General features: G+C 58.0%; 11 protein-coding genes. 6 read left to right on the plus strand and 5 right to left on the minus strand.

Annotated features, from left to right (window positions below; genetic code table 11):
* Window positions 1-1,452 precede the first annotated feature (1,452 nt).
* The gene (locus UH5x_RS06995) at window positions 1,453-2,088 is read right to left on the minus strand and encodes a TetR/AcrR family transcriptional regulator C-terminal domain-containing protein (protein ID WP_482635198.1); all 636 of its coding nucleotides are present in this window, start codon (window positions 2,086-2,088) and stop codon (window positions 1,453-1,455) included.
* Between the two features lie 398 nt (window positions 2,089-2,486).
* Between UH5x_RS06995 and UH5x_RS07000 the strand changes: the two genes are divergently transcribed.
* Entirely contained in the window at window positions 2,487-4,082 is a 1,596-nt protein-coding gene (locus UH5x_RS07000; RefSeq protein ID WP_482635942.1) for an HlyD family secretion protein, read from the plus strand.
* Window positions 4,079-7,375 (plus strand): efflux RND transporter permease subunit, encoded by a 3,297-nt coding sequence (locus tag UH5x_RS07005; protein WP_482635199.1) that lies wholly within the window; start codon window positions 4,079-4,081, stop codon window positions 7,373-7,375. Before UH5x_RS07000 ends, UH5x_RS07005 begins: the two co-directional genes overlap by 4 nt.
* Window positions 7,376-7,380: 5 nt before the next feature.
* On the opposite strand, the gene UH5x_RS07010 is transcribed toward UH5x_RS07005, so the two are convergent.
* The gene (locus tag UH5x_RS07010; RefSeq protein WP_482635200.1) at window positions 7,381-7,581 is read right to left on the minus strand and encodes a hypothetical protein; all 201 of its coding nucleotides are present in this window, start codon (window positions 7,579-7,581) and stop codon (window positions 7,381-7,383) included.
* A gap of 263 nt (window positions 7,582-7,844) precedes the next feature.
* Window positions 7,845-10,964 carry a hypothetical protein gene (locus UH5x_RS07015; RefSeq protein WP_482635201.1) on the minus strand — a complete coding sequence of 1,040 codons (3,120 nt, stop codon included), beginning with the start codon at window positions 10,962-10,964 and terminating at the stop codon, window positions 7,845-7,847.
* Window positions 10,965-11,076: 112 nt separating this feature from the next.
* Here UH5x_RS07015 and UH5x_RS07020 point away from each other — a divergent pair, with 112 nt between their 5' ends.
* Window positions 11,077-11,787, plus strand: coding sequence for a hypothetical protein (locus UH5x_RS07020; RefSeq protein ID WP_482635202.1), 711 nt, complete (start codon window positions 11,077-11,079; stop codon window positions 11,785-11,787).
* Here the strand turns inward: UH5x_RS07020 and UH5x_RS07025 are convergent.
* Complete coding sequence (locus UH5x_RS07025) at window positions 11,685-13,427, minus strand: flagellar basal body P-ring protein FlgI (protein ID WP_173442623.1); 1,743 nt, start codon at window positions 13,425-13,427, stop codon at window positions 11,685-11,687. The genes UH5x_RS07020 and UH5x_RS07025 overlap by 103 nt on opposite strands.
* Before the next feature lie 518 nt (window positions 13,428-13,945).
* On the opposite strand from UH5x_RS07025, the gene UH5x_RS07030 reads away from it, so the two are divergent.
* The 3 genes from UH5x_RS07030 to rdgB all read left to right on the plus strand — a co-directional run bounded on the left by UH5x_RS07030 (window position 13,946) and on the right by rdgB (window position 17,252).
* On the plus strand, window positions 13,946-15,364 hold the full coding sequence (locus UH5x_RS07030; protein WP_482635203.1) for a c-type cytochrome: 1,419 nt from the start codon (window positions 13,946-13,948) through the stop codon (window positions 15,362-15,364).
* A gap of 83 nt (window positions 15,365-15,447) precedes the next feature.
* Entirely contained in the window at window positions 15,448-16,629 is a 1,182-nt protein-coding gene (locus UH5x_RS07035) for a hypothetical protein (RefSeq protein WP_482635204.1), read from the plus strand.
* Between the two features lie 5 nt (window positions 16,630-16,634).
* Window positions 16,635-17,252, plus strand: coding sequence for an RdgB/HAM1 family non-canonical purine NTP pyrophosphatase (gene rdgB / locus UH5x_RS07040; protein WP_482635205.1), 618 nt, complete (start codon window positions 16,635-16,637; stop codon window positions 17,250-17,252).
* On the opposite strand, the gene queD is transcribed toward rdgB, so the two are convergent.
* The gene (gene queD / locus UH5x_RS07045) at window positions 17,228-17,641 is read right to left on the minus strand and encodes a 6-carboxytetrahydropterin synthase QueD (RefSeq protein ID WP_047813594.1); all 414 of its coding nucleotides are present in this window, start codon (window positions 17,639-17,641) and stop codon (window positions 17,228-17,230) included. The genes rdgB and queD overlap by 25 nt on opposite strands.
* Between the last annotated feature and the right edge of the window lie 156 nt (window positions 17,642-17,797).

A 17,797-nucleotide genomic window follows, 5' to 3' on the forward strand; every position in this document is an offset into this window, starting at 1 on the left:
CATCGCCCCGGAGGGGCCGACGTTCTTAGCTCGGGGCGGAAGCCCCGAGAACGAGTGTGAAAATCAAACGGTCGCCCCGGATGGGGCCGGCGTGGAAGATGCCGAGTTGTTGTGCCGCGTGACGCCAGCGGTTGGAATTGGACAGGGTCGCGATGAGGCTTGGCATTTGAGGGCCGCCCGACGGAACAGTTGAGGACAACTGTTCTACTCTGGTGCACTGAATTTCTACGCGTTCGAAGTTCACCGACATCGCTCCGGAGGGCCCGGCGTTCTTAGCTCGGGGTGGAAGCCCCGAGAACGAGTGTGAAAAATCAAACGGTCGCCCCGGATGGGGCCGGCGTGGAAGATGCCGCGTTGTTGTGCCGCGTGACGCCAGCGGATGGAATTGGACTGGGTCGCGATGAGGCTTGGCATTTGAGGGCTGCCCGACGGAACAGTTGGGGACAACTGTTCTACTCTGGTGCACTGCATTTCTACGCGTTCGAAGTTCACCGACATCGCTCCGGAGGGGCCGGCGTTCTTAGCTCGGGGTGGAAGCCCCGAGAACGAGTGTGAAAATCAAACGGTCGCCCCGGATGGGGCCGGCGTGGAAGATGCCGCGTTGTTGTGCCGCGTGACGCCAGCGGTTGGAATTGGACAGGGTCGCGATGAGGCTTGGCATTTGAGGGCCGCCCGACGGAACAGTTGAGGACAACTGTTCTACTCTGGTGCACTGAATTTCTACGCGTTCGAAGTTCACCGACATCGCCCCGGAGGGGCCGACGTTCTTAGCTCGGGGCGGAAGCCCCGAGAACGAGTGTGAAAAACAAACGGTCGCCCCGGAGGGGCCGGCGTGGAAGATGCCGAGTTGTTGCGCCGCGTGACGCCAGCGGATGGAATTGGACTGGGTCGCGATGAGGCTTGGCATTTGAGGGCTGCCCGACGGAACAGTTGGGGACAACTGTTCTACTCTGGTGCAATGCATTTCTACGCGTACGAGACTCACCGACATCGCCCCGGACGGGGCCGGCGTTCTTAGCTCGGGGTGGAAGCCCCGAGTACGAGTGTGAAAAACAAACGGTCGCCCCGGACGGGGCCGGCGTGGAGGATGCCGCATCGTTGTGCCGCGTGACGTCAGCGGTTGGAAATGGACTGGGTCGCGATGAGGCTTGGCATTTGAGGGCCGCCCGACGGAACAGTTGAGGACAACTGTTCTACTCTAGTGCACTGAATTTCTACGCGTTCGAAGTTCACCGACATCGCCCCGGACGGGGCCGCCGTTCTTAGCTCGGGGTGGAAGCCCCGAGAACGAGTGTGAAAATCAAACGGTCGCCCCGGATGGGGCCGGCGTGGAAGATGCCGAGTTGTTGCGCCGCGTGACGTCAGCGGTTGAAGTGGGTTTGGTTGCGACGTGGCTTCGCGATTGAGGGCTGCCCGACGGAACAGTTGGGGACAACGGTTCTACTCTGAGCTTCAATCAGGAACCCGGTAACACTTCAAGAACATTTCGACGGTCGACTCGATGATGCAGGCCCGCTTCTTTTTGCTGGGTGGCGACTCGCCGTTGACGATCGTTGGCCAAAACGCGAACGCCATCAGCATTCCGACGAACTGCTTGCCCGCGAATTCGGTGTTGGTGTGATTCAGAGCCCCCGCCGCGAGCGCATCGTCGAGCCAGCGTTCCACACGCTTGTGAAAGCGACGGTGATCGATCTTCTTTCCCACCTCGGGCTCGGCCAAGACTCGCGAGATGCCGGCACGCGCCAACGCGACAACGGATTTCGACGTCATGAGCTGAACCTCAGCCTCCGCCAGTTCAGTCAACTGTTCTCGCAGGTCGCGAGATGGATCGAACGAGCACTCAGGTAGCAACTCAGCCTGCTGTGCCAACTCCTCGATGATCGCGTCGAAGAGAGCCTCTTTGCTGTCGAAATGATTGTAGAGCGTCCGCTTGCTCACGTTCGCGGTCGCCGCGATCACGTTCATGCTGGTCGAAAAATAGCCGCGAGTTTGAAACTCCGTTGCCGCAGCCTGCACAATCGCAACTCGTTTGCGATCAGTCAGCCGGCGTGGGGCGGCGTCTGCGGACTTGGTGGGACGGATTGGCAAAACTTGCTCCGGATGGTTTACTTTTGAAAGGGGTGTTGTAGAGTACACCGATAGGTTTACTTATGGCAGCTAGGCGACCTGAACGCCAGGGGCAATCTCGCCACCAATGTGGAGTGATCCGCTCACCGGCCATCGAATCGGCTCGTCTTTTCCCAACGCCGCCCCCTGTGATTGGAGTTCTTCCACGTTGTGGGAACGCATCGCAGGGTTCCCTTCTCTCGTTGACATCTCATCGCGTCCATCTAACGAAACGAAACACTGTGCCTATTCGATTTCAACCGTTGGGGTTTTTCGCCGCCTCTTGCGCGGCTTGTTTGCTGCTCGCGACGATTGGATGCTCCAGCGAATCGGCGACCGACACTGATCAAGTGGAGAAACCACCCAAGCCCGTCACCGTGATGACCCTGCGGCAGAGCAGCCCGTCGTACCAGCACCACACCACCGCATCGGTCGCGCCTTGGAAAGCCGAACGAATCGCATTTGAACAAGCCGGTCGGGTGGTGCAGGTGATCGAGCCCAACGAAATGGTCACCGGCATCGGCAACGGCCGCGTTGGCATTCCGCTCGCTCGTCTGAATGACGAACAGTTTCAAATCGCGGGCGATGCAGCCCGGGCCGATCTGGCCGTTGCTCAACGTCGACGAGAAGCGAACTTGATCTCGATCGAACGACGTTTACCCAGCCGAATCCGCACCGCGGAAGCCGAGTTGGAACTGGCTCAAAGAGAACTGGATCGAGCCCAGAGACTATCCCGTTCCAATGCCATGTCAGGATCCGAACTGGATACAACTCGGACCCGCGCGTCGACCGCTCAGCTTCAAGTCGACAGCGCCACGGCCGAACTGGCTCAGGCCAACGCGGAGCAATTGGCCCTGGACGCGCAAGTGCAACAGGCCAACCAGCGATTGGCCGAGGCCGAACGAAGCCTGCGGAACACGACGCTGTACAGCTCTTTTCCCGGACAAGTCACCGAGATTCACGCGGTACCAGGAACCTATGTCAAAGAAGGCGATCCGATCGTGACGGTGCAAATGGTCGATCCGATGTTGGTGGAGTTTGAAGTCACCGCCGCAAATTCTCGGCGCTACCAACGTGGCGACACACTCGGTGTGACCGTGACCGGCCGTGATGGAATCCAACACCGCGTCACCGGAATGGTTTACACCGTCGACTCAATCGCCGATGCGAACACGCGAACCTTCACCGTCGCGTTGCACGTTCGCAATCAACAGGAAAGCAGCCTGGGCGCGAAAGACTCCTCGGACGCCAAGTTAAAAACCAAAGACATCTATCCCCTGAACATCGGCCCAATCGTCACGGGCGATCAACGATTGCTGGTCGAGCAACGTTGCATCCACCGGATTGGCGAGGAAGCGTTTGTTTGGAAGGTCACCAACCGTTCTTGGAATCAACTCTCGGACACACAAAATCGTGAATTGAAGGTGCAGCGATTGAAAGTGAACCTGGTCAGTGATGTGATCCCGTTCCTGGGAACATGGAATTTCGTTGCCATTGAGTTCGCCGATCCCTCGTCCGTCGATCTCAACGAGGACCTGATCACCGGTCAATTGCGAGCCCTCGATGGTTCCAAGCTCAGCCCTGACGATTTGTCGGGTTGGGAAACCGCTCGCGTGCTGCTGGAGCAAACCCGATGGATGCTTCGCGCTGGTGACACCGTGCGAGTCGCCTTAATCCCCGACAGTTCCAACATTGGCTTCTACGTCCCGATGAAAGCTGTTCGTCAAGAAAACGGCGAGACCTTTGTCCATGTCGTGGACGATTCGCAGACACAGCCAACGGCAAAACGGGTTCTTGTGAACGTCACTGACGAGGACTCGATGGACGAAGATACCTTGATCCTGTGTGTGGAAGCAGTTCAACCAGACTCCCTGACTGACGGTGTCCAAGTCATTGTCCGTGGCACCCACTACCTCGACGACGGCGATCGCGTTCGAATCGTTCCCACTCAACAAGCATCGGCGGTTGTGCAATGAATCGTCTGCCCGCATTTGCCGTGGCGCGGCCAACCGTCGTGATCACGTTCGTATTGATGTTCGTCTGCTGGGGCATCCTCGCCGCCTTGACGATGCCCCGTCGCGAAGACCCCGAATTCACACTGAAAATCTGTGTTGTCTCGGCACGTTGGCCGGGCGCTTCCGCCGAAAAGATGGAAGAACTGGTCACCGATCCGCTCGAAGAAGTGATCGACGGAATGGAAGAAGTCCGTCTGATCCGGTCGACGTCCAGTAGCGAACAGACAGTGATCTTTGTCGAACTCGAAGAATGGTTGCCGGGCGCCAAGATCGACGACGCATGGGATCGAGTGCGAGCGAGGGTCGCCAACGTGCCGATGCCGGATCCTGCGGTGGTCCCGGTCGTGAACGATGAATTCGCGGACACCAGCGTCATCTTGTTTGCCGTGCACCAACAACCCACGGACGGCAGCGAGACGGTCGACCCTCGATTCGCCTACTCGGATCGCGAACTGGACATCTACTCCGAACGAATTCGCGACGCCCTGCGACTGTTGCCTGGCGTTGCCAAGGTGGAACGTCATGGCGTCCGCGAGGAAGCCATCTACGTCGAGACCGACGAACGCAATTGGTCGCAATTGGAATTGACGATCGATCAGATCGCGGCCTTGGCAAAGGCTCAAAACATCGTTGAACCGGGAGGCCGGATCGACGCGGGTGACGGGCGATTCTTCGTCAAGCCTGCCGGGGAAGTCAACGGGCTCGCGGAAATCAACCGGTTGGTCGTCAGTGGGGTGCCATCGCGCGGCGGAGTCAACCCAATCCACTTGGAAGACATGGGACTTCGCGTCCGCCGAGGTTACGTGGACCCGCCCACGCGAATTTGCCGGTATGGCGATACCAACATGGAAGCCACGGCCAATGTGGTCGCGGTGCAAATGAAATCCGGAGCCAACATTGTCGACATTTGCAGCAGCGCCAAAACGCGGATTGTTGACCTTCGCAACAGCGGCGAACTGCCACCGGACCTGGCCGTCCCGATCATCTCCGACCAATCCGACAGTGTGAACGAGCGACTTCACGAAGTCGTGATGAACATCATCTCGGCCATCGTGATCGTGGTCGTCGTGGTCTACCTCGTCGTCGGTTTCCGAACCGCGGCGGTGATGGCCGCCAACATTCCCTTTGTGGTGCTCACCTCGCTGGCGATCGTGACCTTGTTTGGCGTCCAATTGGAACAAATGTCGCTGGCGTCGATGATCATTTCATTGGGTCTGCTGGTCGACAATGCCGTGCAGATTTGCGACCAAGCCAGAACGAATCAGATCTCGGGAATGCCACCGAAAGAGGCCGCCGTTCACGGCGCTCAAACGCTCGGCAAATCGATGCTGAACGGAACCCTGACAACCATCGCTGCGTTCGTGCCGATGCTGATCGCGATGGACGGAGTCAACCGTGAATTCATCTACAGCTTGCCGACGACACTGTCCGTGATGCTGGCGGTGAGCTGGGTGCTGGCGATGACGTTTTGTGTGATCCTGGCGGCCTGGTTCATCCGTCCGCCCAAGGACCCCAGCAAACCCACCGCACCACTGCCTTGGTTGATGGCCAAACTGGGCTCAACGAAACTAGCCAGTCGATTCGGACGGTCCCGCACGACCGAGGGCTCCGATCAAACCTTGGACGCGAACGGATTCTTCTTTCGCCTGTATGGTTCCTCGTTGCGTTGGGCACTTCGGCATCGTTTCGTGACCATCGTCGCCGCATTTGGTGCCTTGATCGCAACCACGCAGCTTCCGATTTCGGCCGAGTTCTTTCCGCTGACGCAGCGAAACCAATTCGCCGTCGAAGTCTGGCTGCCTGAATCGTCCTCGATCGAGCAGACCAATGAAGTCGCCCGTCAAGTCGAAGACATGATTCGCCGCTGCAGTTCCTTCACCGATGAAGAAGGCAACCAGCGTGAGCGTCTGCTGAACATGCGAACGATGGTCGGCGGCGGTGGCGCCCGGTGGTATCTGTCATGGGAACCCGAAGCGTTGAAGCCCAACTTTGCTGAGATCCTGATCCAAACCACCGACGGAAAACTGACACACGACTTCGCCGAAGAATTGCGGCGGGTCATCACGCACGGGGACGAGGAACTGGGGCTGCAACCCATTGTCGGTGCCCGAGTGGTGCCGATCGAATTGTTCCTGGGACCACCCGCCGATCCCGTCGTCTTGCGAGTCGTCGGCAACGGTTTCGCAAACATGAAAACGCTTCGAAACGCTGCCGAACGCATAAAAAACATGGTCGACGCGGATCCCGACACGATTTCACTCAGCGATTCGTGGGGCGTCAGCAGTCAAGAATTGTACGTGGACGTGGAATCCGACCGAGCCAACTTGGCTCGCGTCAGCAACGCGGAAGTCGCCACCACGCTGGACACCTATTTCTCCGGTCGTTTGCTGACATATTACCGCGAAGGCGAACACCAAGTTCCCGTGTATTTCCGACTGGAACCCGAGAGTCGCTCGCTCGCAGCAATCGAGAACGCACACGTGGAAACCAGCCAAGGCAAACTGCCTCTCGCGTCCATTGCGAGCATTGTGCCCAAGTGGCGTCCCGCGTTGATCGACCGTCGCGATGGCAACCGGACGATCGAAGTTCGCTCGCAAGTCAAATTTGGTGCTTCCGGAAATGACATCACAATGAGCGTGTTCAACTCACCTGAAATGAATGCTCTCCAAGCCGAACTGCCCGACGGATTCAAAGTCGAAGTCGGCGGAGCACTGGAAGAATCCCAGAAGGCTCAGATCAAGATGCTGAAATCGTTCGGCATGTCCTTTGTCGCGATCATCATTTTGTTGATCGTGCAATTCAACAGCCTCTTCCGAACATCGATCATCATCGCGACGTTGCCGCTGGCTCTCGCGGGTGCGTTGTTGGGTCTCTGGCTCACCAACAGTGCCTTCGGATTCATGCCCCAACTGGGTGTGCTGGCACTGTTTGGGATCGTGCTCAACGCAGCCATTCTGTTCGTTGAGTTTGCAGACATGTCGGTCGCAGAACAGAACGCGGGGGGTCCCGACGAAGGCGATTCAACCGAGACATTTCACAACGCAATTGTTTCAGCTGGCCAACAGCGACTCACCGCGATCTTCCTCACGACGGCGACGACGGTTGGCGGCCTGGTTCCACTCGCTCTTGATGGCGGACCGCTCTGGGAAGGCATGGCATGGTTACTCGTCTCAGGACTCAGCTTTGCAACGTTGCTGACCCTGATCGTCGTGCCGGTGTTGTATTCCTTCGGAAGGCGATGGCGGCCTTCCTGACGCTATCAGTGATCGTCCGTTTTGATTCGGTCGTCGTCCGGAGTGGCAAAAAATCCCCAACAGTAGGCGGGGACCAACCGGCCGGCAAACTTGCCATGCACAACCAACACCACGAACCAAATCAGCATCATCGTGCCAATCGGCGGTGTGAAATCAATGTACTTGTTTGCCCGCAGCCAAATCGGAATGACAATGCTAACGATCAAGACAACCGTCCATCTCCATGACTCTCTGCCCCAATGGCGAATGGCGAGGTAGTTCCCGCAATGCTGGCAATGCCCTAGCGGGAACGCGAACCGCCAAAAGCCAACCGGCCCCTCGCAAACCGGGCAATTGTGCGTCAGGTTCGCTGGCGCTGATTCAGGTGATTGATACGGATTGATCATGGCAGCTTGAGATGGCAAAGCACGAATCGTGGTTTGCAATCATAGCAGGCTGCACTGCAAGGCGGCGTTTCCGCTGACCGCCCTCACTCTTCGCTCTTGGGGGCAGGCAAACGGAGCGAATCCGAGGTCATGTAGGTGGCCCAGAACAGCGGTTGGTTCCCGTTGATGTTCTTGGATTCCTCATCCGCCTTTCCGAGCAGCGGTTCTCCAGCGACGGAAAGCTCCGCTTGCCGCAGCAGCGAAACGCCTCGACGCGTGGCGGATGCCAGTGATGTGTGAGGCGCTTCGTTGATCAGTTCACCGATCACGGTGGCTGCGGACTGGCCACCGGTGACCCAGCGACTGAGCGTGATCTCCTTGACTCCGCTGCAGCGAAGGGCAGCGAGCGGAAAGAAAACCTCGGAACCATCCCCAAGCTTCGCAGCCCCGGCGGCGGTTCGATAGCCAGGCAACGCCACTGTCCGCGGGCCACTGGCGGGCAATCGAACCCATCCGGACAATCGATCCCATGGGCCGCTGGCGTCCGAACGTGGCGTCGAGGTGCTGACGGGGATGGTTGTGGTTGCCATGGGTGCCACCACGTTGGGAGTCAGCGGCGAAGCGACCACCAAGTGCGCCACGCCCAAACCGACTCGATCGGTTGGTGGCGCGGATCCAAGCGTCCATTGCAGTGGATCCTCTGCCGCCGCCAGCATCTCGTCGATCATTTGATCGTTGAGCTCCTTTTGCCGAGGTGCGAAGAACGTTCCCGCCATCACCGCAACTCGGTTGCCATCACTCGCGGATCCGACATCCCGAAGGGCCAAGCCTGGCGTCGGGGCGTAGCTGATCTTTATCGCGTCCGCCCAAAGTTGAGCTGGTGCCGCGGGATCGTCATCCGCCGCATCCTCCAAGCCTTCCGCGGCATTGTCTTCGGCTGTGACATCCGGCCCATCGCTGGCTGGCAACAGTTCAAACGGCAGGTACCACAACGGCCCATCAGGAACGATCACCAACTTTTCCAGCCCCGATTCATTCCAAGCCGACTTCGAGGGAAACAACATTTCCTTCAGCGCAGCGGCTGTGTCACGCCATGATTCGTCATCAGGGAGCCGCTTGCCTCGACTTCGGTTGGCACCGATCTCGGCCAACAACTTCGAAATCATCATGGGAATACGCCGCCCGGCAGGCGAGATCCAGCCTGTCGTGGTGCCGTCTCTTGTAAGGGTCGCGACCAAACGAGGACCATCCACTACAAAGGTCAACAATCCCGTTCCCGGAGGCAGAGCACCAGCGTCTTCCGTTGCGATTGGCGGAGGGCAAACGGCGGGGATCCTCAAACGCTGGAGTGCAATCTGAGTGACCACCGACTCCTGAAGATTTGCCAACGCTGCGTCGCGTGGTGCGGTGTCTTCCAGGCCTTCGCGAAGAGAGACTTGGACTTTCTGCCGTAGGTCGGCAAGCATCGGTGGAGGCTGCACGACCAATTCCTTGGCCGCCGGCCAAAACGAGTCCGCAGGGTCCGTGACCAGAGATCGAACGTCCATCAAACGGCCTCGAAGTGGCAGCGCCGAGGCCAAGCGAGCCGCATGAATTCGGTCAGTGGACTTGAGCACATCGATGCCGTTGTTTTCGGCCACCGCCAGTTCCAAGCGGCCACGGTGCAAGGGCGTCGAATCAAGTCCGATCAAAGCAATCGCATCCACCGGATCGCGCCGCCATGTCGGCATTGAGACAGGCGACGTGAAGTAGGCCAGCAAATTCTTGGTGGATTGGTTGCCGATCGATCGGCCCATCAACGCTTGCACCAAACTCAATTGATAGTGCGAGGGCATGGAGATCACCGGCCGATTGCGGTCGCGTCGATTGTTGATGAACTCGTTCAGCGATCCCATCGCGTTGGAGAGCTTTCCGTCGGGGCCACCGAGTGATTCACCGCGAGACGCAGCAATGCGTGCCGCGACATAGGCTCCGTACGCTTCCAAGCGAGGGAAGTCCACATCTCGACGGGAAGCGATTTCGATGGCCAGCGTAATCGCTTCCGTGGCGGCGTCGACTCGCCCCGCACTGATCGCGGCGTCCGCTGCAACCAGGTAGCAATGCAGCGACGCCAATCGCGATTCGCGAATCAGCGTGCGTCCAGCCAACAAAGAGGTCTGCTCCACCGTCCCGTATTGCTGGGGGCCTGCCGCACCAACAGCCAACTGCAGGGCTTCCCCGATGAATTCGTACTGTTCCAAGGCCGCCGCGGAATTGACGGCTCGTTGGCTGGTCGCGACCAAACCAGCGGCCACATTGGGTTCCAACTTTCCGTTTGCGTCCCCCGCGACACCGACCGTCATCCCGGCCAGAAACATCAGCGGTGTGAGCGGATGCACCGAGCCACCCAGGGTGGCGTATTTGCCAACGCGATCGACCACCGTTGAATCTTCGCCCACGGCAATTTGCCCCACGCCTCGCATCGCGCCGATCAACGAACGGCCACCGGGTGAATTCAACCCGGCGGGATACTTGGTCGATTCCATCAACTCGGATGCCAGCGGTTCTTGTGCGGACAGTTCCCCCATCACGACGCGTCGTCGATACATCATCAGTGCGATCGATCGCATGATCTCAATCGCATCGACTCGCTTGAGATTCTGGCTTTCAATTCGCCCGCCTTGTTGGAGACGTTGTTCAGTCATCACCTCGCCGCTTTGAAGCATCAATCCATCTGGGATCGGAGCGAGCCGAACCGCATTGGCTTCGGGCCACAAATTTGTCGCCCCGGCTTTGATCGCGTTGCCTTGATTCAGACTCGACCAATCAATCGCGCCCAACCATCCGCGATTGCGAACGGTGATCTGCATGCCGGCGTCCAAGTGCGTGCGACAAAGCGGCAAGTGGCCCAGATGCCAGTAACACTCCGCCAACATTGCATGCATAGGAATCGCATCGATCCACTTGCCGTTGACGTCCGTTCGCGAACTTCGGAGCGCGGACTCGAACGCGTTCACCGCGTTCTTCATATCGCCGTCACGATAGATTTTGAGCCCGGTGTAGTAGTTTTGGGGCGGGTACTGGCTGCCAGAACTCGCGGTACCACCGAAACCTTGCCCGACAGCGAGCCCCGTCGGAGCAACGACCGACGCCGCGATGACCACGAGGGAGAAGAATGCCCCAAATCGAGGTGGAGTGGATGTTGGTTGCACAGTCATGCCAGCGATGCGATGGGAATGGAACATGGTTTCCATTCTATCCGCGACCTTTGACCGAGACGAATGAATCGGTTGATGGTGGAGGGGAGAATCAGCGATCCCTTCCGTGTGCAGCAACCGAACTGGTTATGCTGATTGCATGAATTCCGACGATGACAACGCCGTTTTGCCGAACCCCTATGCAACGGGGCCTCCGACAGAGGGAGACGACGAAGACCGAGCATTGCTGTTGGAAATTCCGCCGGACGAAGACACTTTCCCGACGATCCCTCGCACGATCCTGCGTTGGACGCTGGTCTGCAGCATTGCAGCGATCCCCAGTTTCGTGATCGGGTTCACGGTCACTCAGGGGCAATTCTGGGGGATGGTGACCGGAATTGTGATCTTCATCGTCGGCTATGTCTGGGCCGACTTGGTCACACGTTCTCAATCTTGGCGTCATTCGCGACAAATCGCGGCCACCTTGCGCACCGTCTATGTGTTGCGATTGGTGGCCTCGGTGATCCTTCCTGCCGGCATGATCGTCGACATGTTTTCAGGCATGCTGGCGGTCATGATTGTCGCCGGTGTCCGCCAATTCGAAACCGAATCCGAATTCGGATTCCTTTCCGCGGTCTGCACGACGCTTGTCCAAGGAGTCCTGCTGAACGTGGTGCTCTTGATCGTCGCATTCTGCGTCTTCCCAATCGTGCGAATGGTCGGACGAGCACGTAAAATGCGAAAGCAAAAGAAGATGTCGAACGACGATCAGACGCCGCTGGAATCGCCCTCGGACTCACTCTCGGAATCCGTTGCGAATCCTTTGCTGTCTTCGTCCGACTCGGACCCGCCCGAGCCTTCGTTGCGGTAGTAGGTCCGCAAGTTCTTCGGCAGTGGATCGAACGCCAATTGGTCAGGCAAGATGCCTTTCGTTTTCGCCATTCTCAACAACGACACCGCGTCGCCATAGCCACCGCCCACTTCGGTCAGGCCTTCGAGGACTGCAGCGAGCGAGTTGTTGACTTCGGCAAAGGCATCGTCCTTGCCAGCTTGGAAGCGGCTGATGCGAAGTTGCCCCGTTTCAGGCACAGACCGAATCATGATGCCCGATGGGCCTAAGAAGAACGATTCAATTTGCAGTGGTTGAACATCGCCGAACAACACGATTTCTGGTTTGCGACGCAGCGAAACCACCACGGAAGGCTTCACTGAAGACGGGACTTGGTACAGCCGGTAGGTGCCACGCAAGTTTTGTCCCGCCAGCTTCTGTTTTCCATCTTCGCGATTCCTGAGCTTGCAGAATGCTCCGTAGCGGGTTTCCAAGCTGGGTGAGTCCATCAATCGCTGCAGACCTTCGACCACGTTGTGATGTTCCATGTCTTCCAGTGCCTTCAAAGCAGGAGCACGGAAGGCGGGCTCCGCTCGAATGGCGGCGATCAAAGGATCGATGGCTTCGTCCCGATCCAAGTAGGCCAGAGCTTCGGCGGCATAGAACCGCAACTCGGGATTGGATGACTGGACCGCTTCCAACAAAGTTGGAATCGCGGGTTCCCCCAATCCTTCCAACTGCAACGCAGCGTCCGCGGCTTTGGAAGGCTGCTTCATCCGCTCGCCCAGTTTGGTCAGGCGAACCTGCGTGTTGGAAGACTCCGGCGCCACACCAATGGCACGAACCACGGCCATCAAACGGGCCACGTTGTTTCGATAGCGCGGGTGAACATCCAATTGAATGAAGTCGTCTTCGATCGGTTCCGCAATCCCACGCCGAGTTGAGCCGTCGAAAAAGTAAAATCGTTTGTTGATGGCCTGGGCAATTGCCGCGGACATTTTGACGTGTTGAAAATCGGGACGAAGCACCAACCCGATCTTGCGATCGTTCTGCACGACTCCGCCGGACAAGATCGAACCTTGCACTTGCAGGGCTTCGTCTTTTTCGCCTTCATGATCGGCACGTGTCAGAATGGGCCCGGTCGCGACCGCCAACACTTCACTGCTTCGAACCGAACTGTCGAGCACCTTTTGGTGCCGCATGCGGGTGTCAAGCAACCAACCGCCGTGCAAGTCCGTCGCTTCGGTTTTGGGTGGGGTCAAAACCTGCAAATCCAACACATCGCCTCGGCGCGCACCAGGAGGAATGCTGCCACGAACTTGGACCAACGCTGTGTCGTTGCGTTCCAAGAACTCGTTTGGATTCGGAATCTCTTTGCGTTTCATTTCCTCGAGCAGCATGTCGCGGAAACCCGAAGGCAGTGCGGGACCGCCTGTATCGGGCAACGCATTGACGATTGCAACTCCCGTGACCGGGACGCTCTGCATGCCGTGAGGGATGGCCGCTTCTCGGACCAAATCCGGCGGTTCAGGGACCCTCAGCAATTTGGCCAACTGAGGGTTGTCGGGCTCATCCTGCTTGCCAAGTTTCCAAAACGAAGTGCACCCGCCAGCGGCGGTCAAAGACAACGTGATCCACACCAACCCGAATCGGCAGCGATGGAGAGCGGTAGTTGCGTTCATGAGCGTACGAATGCGTTCGTCGTAAGTTGATTGGCCACGATTACTCCAGGAAGTAGTCAATCGGAGGAACGTGACACAAGAGCAGACGCCCACCCAACACAATCTGTCCCATCTGTTTGGACCGATTGGCGGGTTGCTCCGCCTTCGCCCCTGGACGCAGTGTTAAACTGCTATGGCCCCGCGGCCTGTTGATTCAATTCTGACCCGAAGCGTGAACGAGGGATCGTGTGCGATTGCAACGAGCCTGTGGATCCCTCGCTCACGCGTCGGGTTGTGAAATCGAGTCAATCAACAAGCCGCTAGGCGGTCAAGAAACGAGCGGGCCGGCGAGCACGCACACGGTTTCGCCTGCGTTGCTGAACCGTTTGAAATCCACTCCGCATTCATTCCTCCGGTGATCTGCGTCAATGATTCGTTGTTGTTTTCCGAATGAAGGCTGTTTGCTCGCGAAAATTCGTGGGGGCCTCCTGATCACGTTCTGCCTGACTTCACTCGGCCAGATATGGGGTCCAGACGCCATGGCCACCGAATTCGCGAATGGGCCGTCCGCGGCAACCAAGTCCGCTGCCACCGAAGTGGAACAGTCGTCGAACAACCGGGCCGCTGAACTGGGCTGGGAAGTGCTGACAAAAAAAGCATTGCTGCCCAGCGATTTCTCTCAGACTGTGATTGATGACATCTGGCGAAGCTGGCCAGAGGAGGCTCGCGCGAAGGCCGAGAACGCGTCGCCCGAAGACCGCCTGCGATTGATTTACCATCGCTATGGATTGTCCGAGCGACCTGAACTGCTGGTGGGCAAAGACGGTACCGCGGCCTTCGTTTCCCCGCAGCAAGAGGACTCGGTGGGACCGCCGATGCAGTACGTGGTGAGCGAAAAGGGCGACTGGACGATGAATTGTCTGTCCTGCCATGGCGGCTCGGTGTACGGGGTCCCAACGCCCGGCGCACCGAACAATCGCTACGCGTTGCAGACGCTCACCGAAGAAGTCCGGAGCACCAAGTTTCGTCTCGGCAAACCGCTGGGGCGAATGGAGTTGGGATCCTTGGTCATTCCACTTGGAACCACCAATGGCACCACCAACGCCGTGGTCTTTGGCATGGGATTGATGAACTACCGTGATTCGGAATTGAACGTCGTCCAGCGCGCACCGCAGACGTTCGTTCATCACGACATGGACGCTCCTCCCTGGTGGCATTTTTACAAACGGCCGTACCTGTACATCGATGGCTTCGCTCAGAAGGGACATCGAGGTTTGATGCAATTCACGCTGGTCCCTGAAAACGGACCGGAGTTTTATCGCGAACACGAAGACGATTTCCGAAACGTTTTCGCGTTTCTGTCGTCACTCCGAGCGCCCCAGTACGACGGCCCAATCGACCAGCCCCTCGCCGAGAGAGGGCGTCATCTGTTCGAGCAAACCTGTGCGAGATGCCACGGAACGTACGGCCCGGACGGCGGCACTTACCCCAACGAGATGGTTCCGATCGATGAACTTGGCACCGATCCTGTTCGGTTCCAGGCTTTGACCAGCGAAGGGCGTCAGCGGTACGCCGATTCATGGTTCGCACAACTGAAACAGGGTGAGTCGCAGGAGACACGGGTCAATCCCGAAGGATACGTCGCCCCACCACTGGACGGTGTTTGGGCCAGCCCACCGTACTTCCACAACGGCAGCGTGCCGACCCTCTGGCACGTGCTGCATCCCCAAGAACGCCCTGTTTTATGGAAGCGTGCCGCGGAGGCGATCGATCCTGAACGAATGGGTTTTCAGATCGAATTGGCTGACAAGGTGCCGTTGTCACAACCCGACGTGCTGATTCGACGCAGTTACTTTGACACCAGTCGCTTCGGCAAAAGCGCGGCTGGACATGACTATCCCGACGAGCTCAACGAACAAGAAAAGCGTGCCGTGCTGGAATATCTCAAAACGCTTTGATTCTCTTGCCGCCAATCCATCGAATCTGCTAATGACGAGTCAAACAACTCGCTCGTATCGTTTCGATTCAGGATTTGGTTCCGATGAACAGTTCGCTTCGCCTCGGATTGATCGCAATCCTCGCCGTCGTCGCCTCCGGCTTCGTGTCGCCGACACCCGCCGCCGCTCAAACCTCTCCGTTTTTGCGGATGTTCAAACGCGGGACCAAAGTCGAAGTCGACACAACCAAGACCTATGAACTGACAGAGGAAGACGGGCCTTGGCTGATTCTGGCTCACACGTTTGTGGGTGCTGGTTCGAAAGAACGCGCCGAGCGTTTGGCACTGGAAATCCGCCAGGAATTGAGTTTGCCGTCTTATGTCTACGAGGAAAAGTTTGACTTCTCTGGCGAAGTCGAAACACCAACCTCCACTATCCAAGTCGCTGGTGGTTCGACGCGTACCCACCAACGTCGAATGCGTTACGCCAACAGCATTCAGTACGATGCTCACGCGGTTCTGGTGGGTGAATACGACCACGCAGAACACCCGCAAATCGCCGATGATCTGAAACGCATCAAGTCCGCCAAGCTTCCCGTTTTCGGTGACGAGAAAGAGATGGCTGCTGAATCGGACTTTCGCAACCCGGTCACGGCGGTCAAAGCCTTGCACCGTCAATTTGTGAACCGCAGCGGCGACAAAAATCGCGGGGAGATGGGCAGCGCTTTCCTGACTCGCAACCCGTTGCTCCCCGACGACTTCTCGCACTCGCCGGAAGTGGATTCCTTCGTCCGCAAATTGAACGAAGACAAGCAATTCAGCTTGCTCGAGTGCGACGGGAAATTCACCGTCGTGGTTCGGACCTTCGAAGGCTTCAAAACAATCGTCGATGGCAAGAAAGAAAAGAACTTCCTGCCCAATATCAACCGCTTGGACCGGATGGCAATCGATGCCAACAAAATGGTGATTGCACTGCGAAACGACGGACAAGAGGCTTATCAATACCACGACCGAACTCGTTCGATTGTGACCATTGGCAGCTTCGATACGCTGGGTCATGAATTGCCAAACGGCGGCTTTGAATACGCTCCCGAAATCAAAGCGCTCATGTCCACTTACCGAGCGTTCAACGTCGACCCCAACATCGCCAATCAGGTCAAAAGCAAGACCAGCGACGGGCTCGCCGCGAAGCACATCGAAAACATCCCCTTTGATGTTCAGCCAACCCCCATTGCGGTCCCCAAAGCCAGCAAACGCAGCTTCTACAGCGCCGCGGTTGGACGCTGAGCCCTATGTTTGATCTCGTCCTTGGAACAGGCAATGCGAAGAAGCTCGTCGAGCTTCGGATGATGCTGCCGGAAGAGACCATCGCCCTGACCGCACTGTCGGAAATCGACAACGCGATCGACGTGGTGGAAGATGGCGACACGTTTGCACAGAACGCTGCCAAGAAAGCGACTGAGCAAGCCAAGCACTTGGGACGATGGGTGCTGGCTGAAGACAGCGGACTGACAGTCGATGCACTCAAGGGTGAACCGGGTGTGCACTCCGCTCGCTACGCCGGAACGCACGGCGACGATGAAGCCAACAACGAAAAACTACTGCGTGAACTGGCCGAGGTGCCGCTGGATCGTCGTGGCGCTCAGTTCAATTGCCACCTGTGCTTGTCCGATCCTGCGGGCAACGTTCGCTTGGCCGAGTCTGGCATCTGCCGCGGACGCATTGCAACTGAACGCAGCGGCGGCGCGGGATTTGGCTACGACCCACTGTTTGTGATTCCCGAGTACCACAAAACGTTCGGGGAACTGAACCTGACCGTGAAGCGGGCTCTCAGCCATCGGTCGCGAGCCCTGCGGGTCTTCATCCCCAAGTTGCTGCAACTGGTTCAGTCCAACTCCGCTTCAGCGTAGGTTTCTTCGCTCTCCCACAAGCGAACCTTGTAAGCGGTCGCGCCGGAGTCACCCAAGATTTCCGGGCAGACCTTTTCGAGGAAATGCTTGGCCATGTTTTCGGCCGTTGGATTGCTGTCCAGTTCGTAAATTCGGTGCGGTTCCGAACTGCGGATCGCATCCAACCCGTTCTGGTCTTTCTCCCACAACACGAATGTGTGGTCCCAGTTTTCGTCGATCCAATCCTTGCAGCGAGCCTTCAGCTGCTTGAAGTCCAGGATCCGCCCCACCGCGTCTTGCTTCTTGCCCGTCACGTAGACCTCCAGCACGTAATTGTGGCCGTGCAGGCTCTGGCATTTGCCCTCGTGCCCCACCAATCGGTGCCCGGCACAAAATGTGAAGCGGCGCATGATTCGAATGGACACAGGCAGGGTTCCTAACGAGAAATCGGGACAGAGGGGGGAAACGAGAAACGCAGAGCGGACGAGCAACCCGTACGAAAAGTGAGCAGTGGGCAGGGAAACGTAGGCAGGCAGCAACCCATTGGCGGCGGTTCAACGAACAAG

Source organism: Rhodopirellula sp. UH5 (assembly GCF_056839225.1).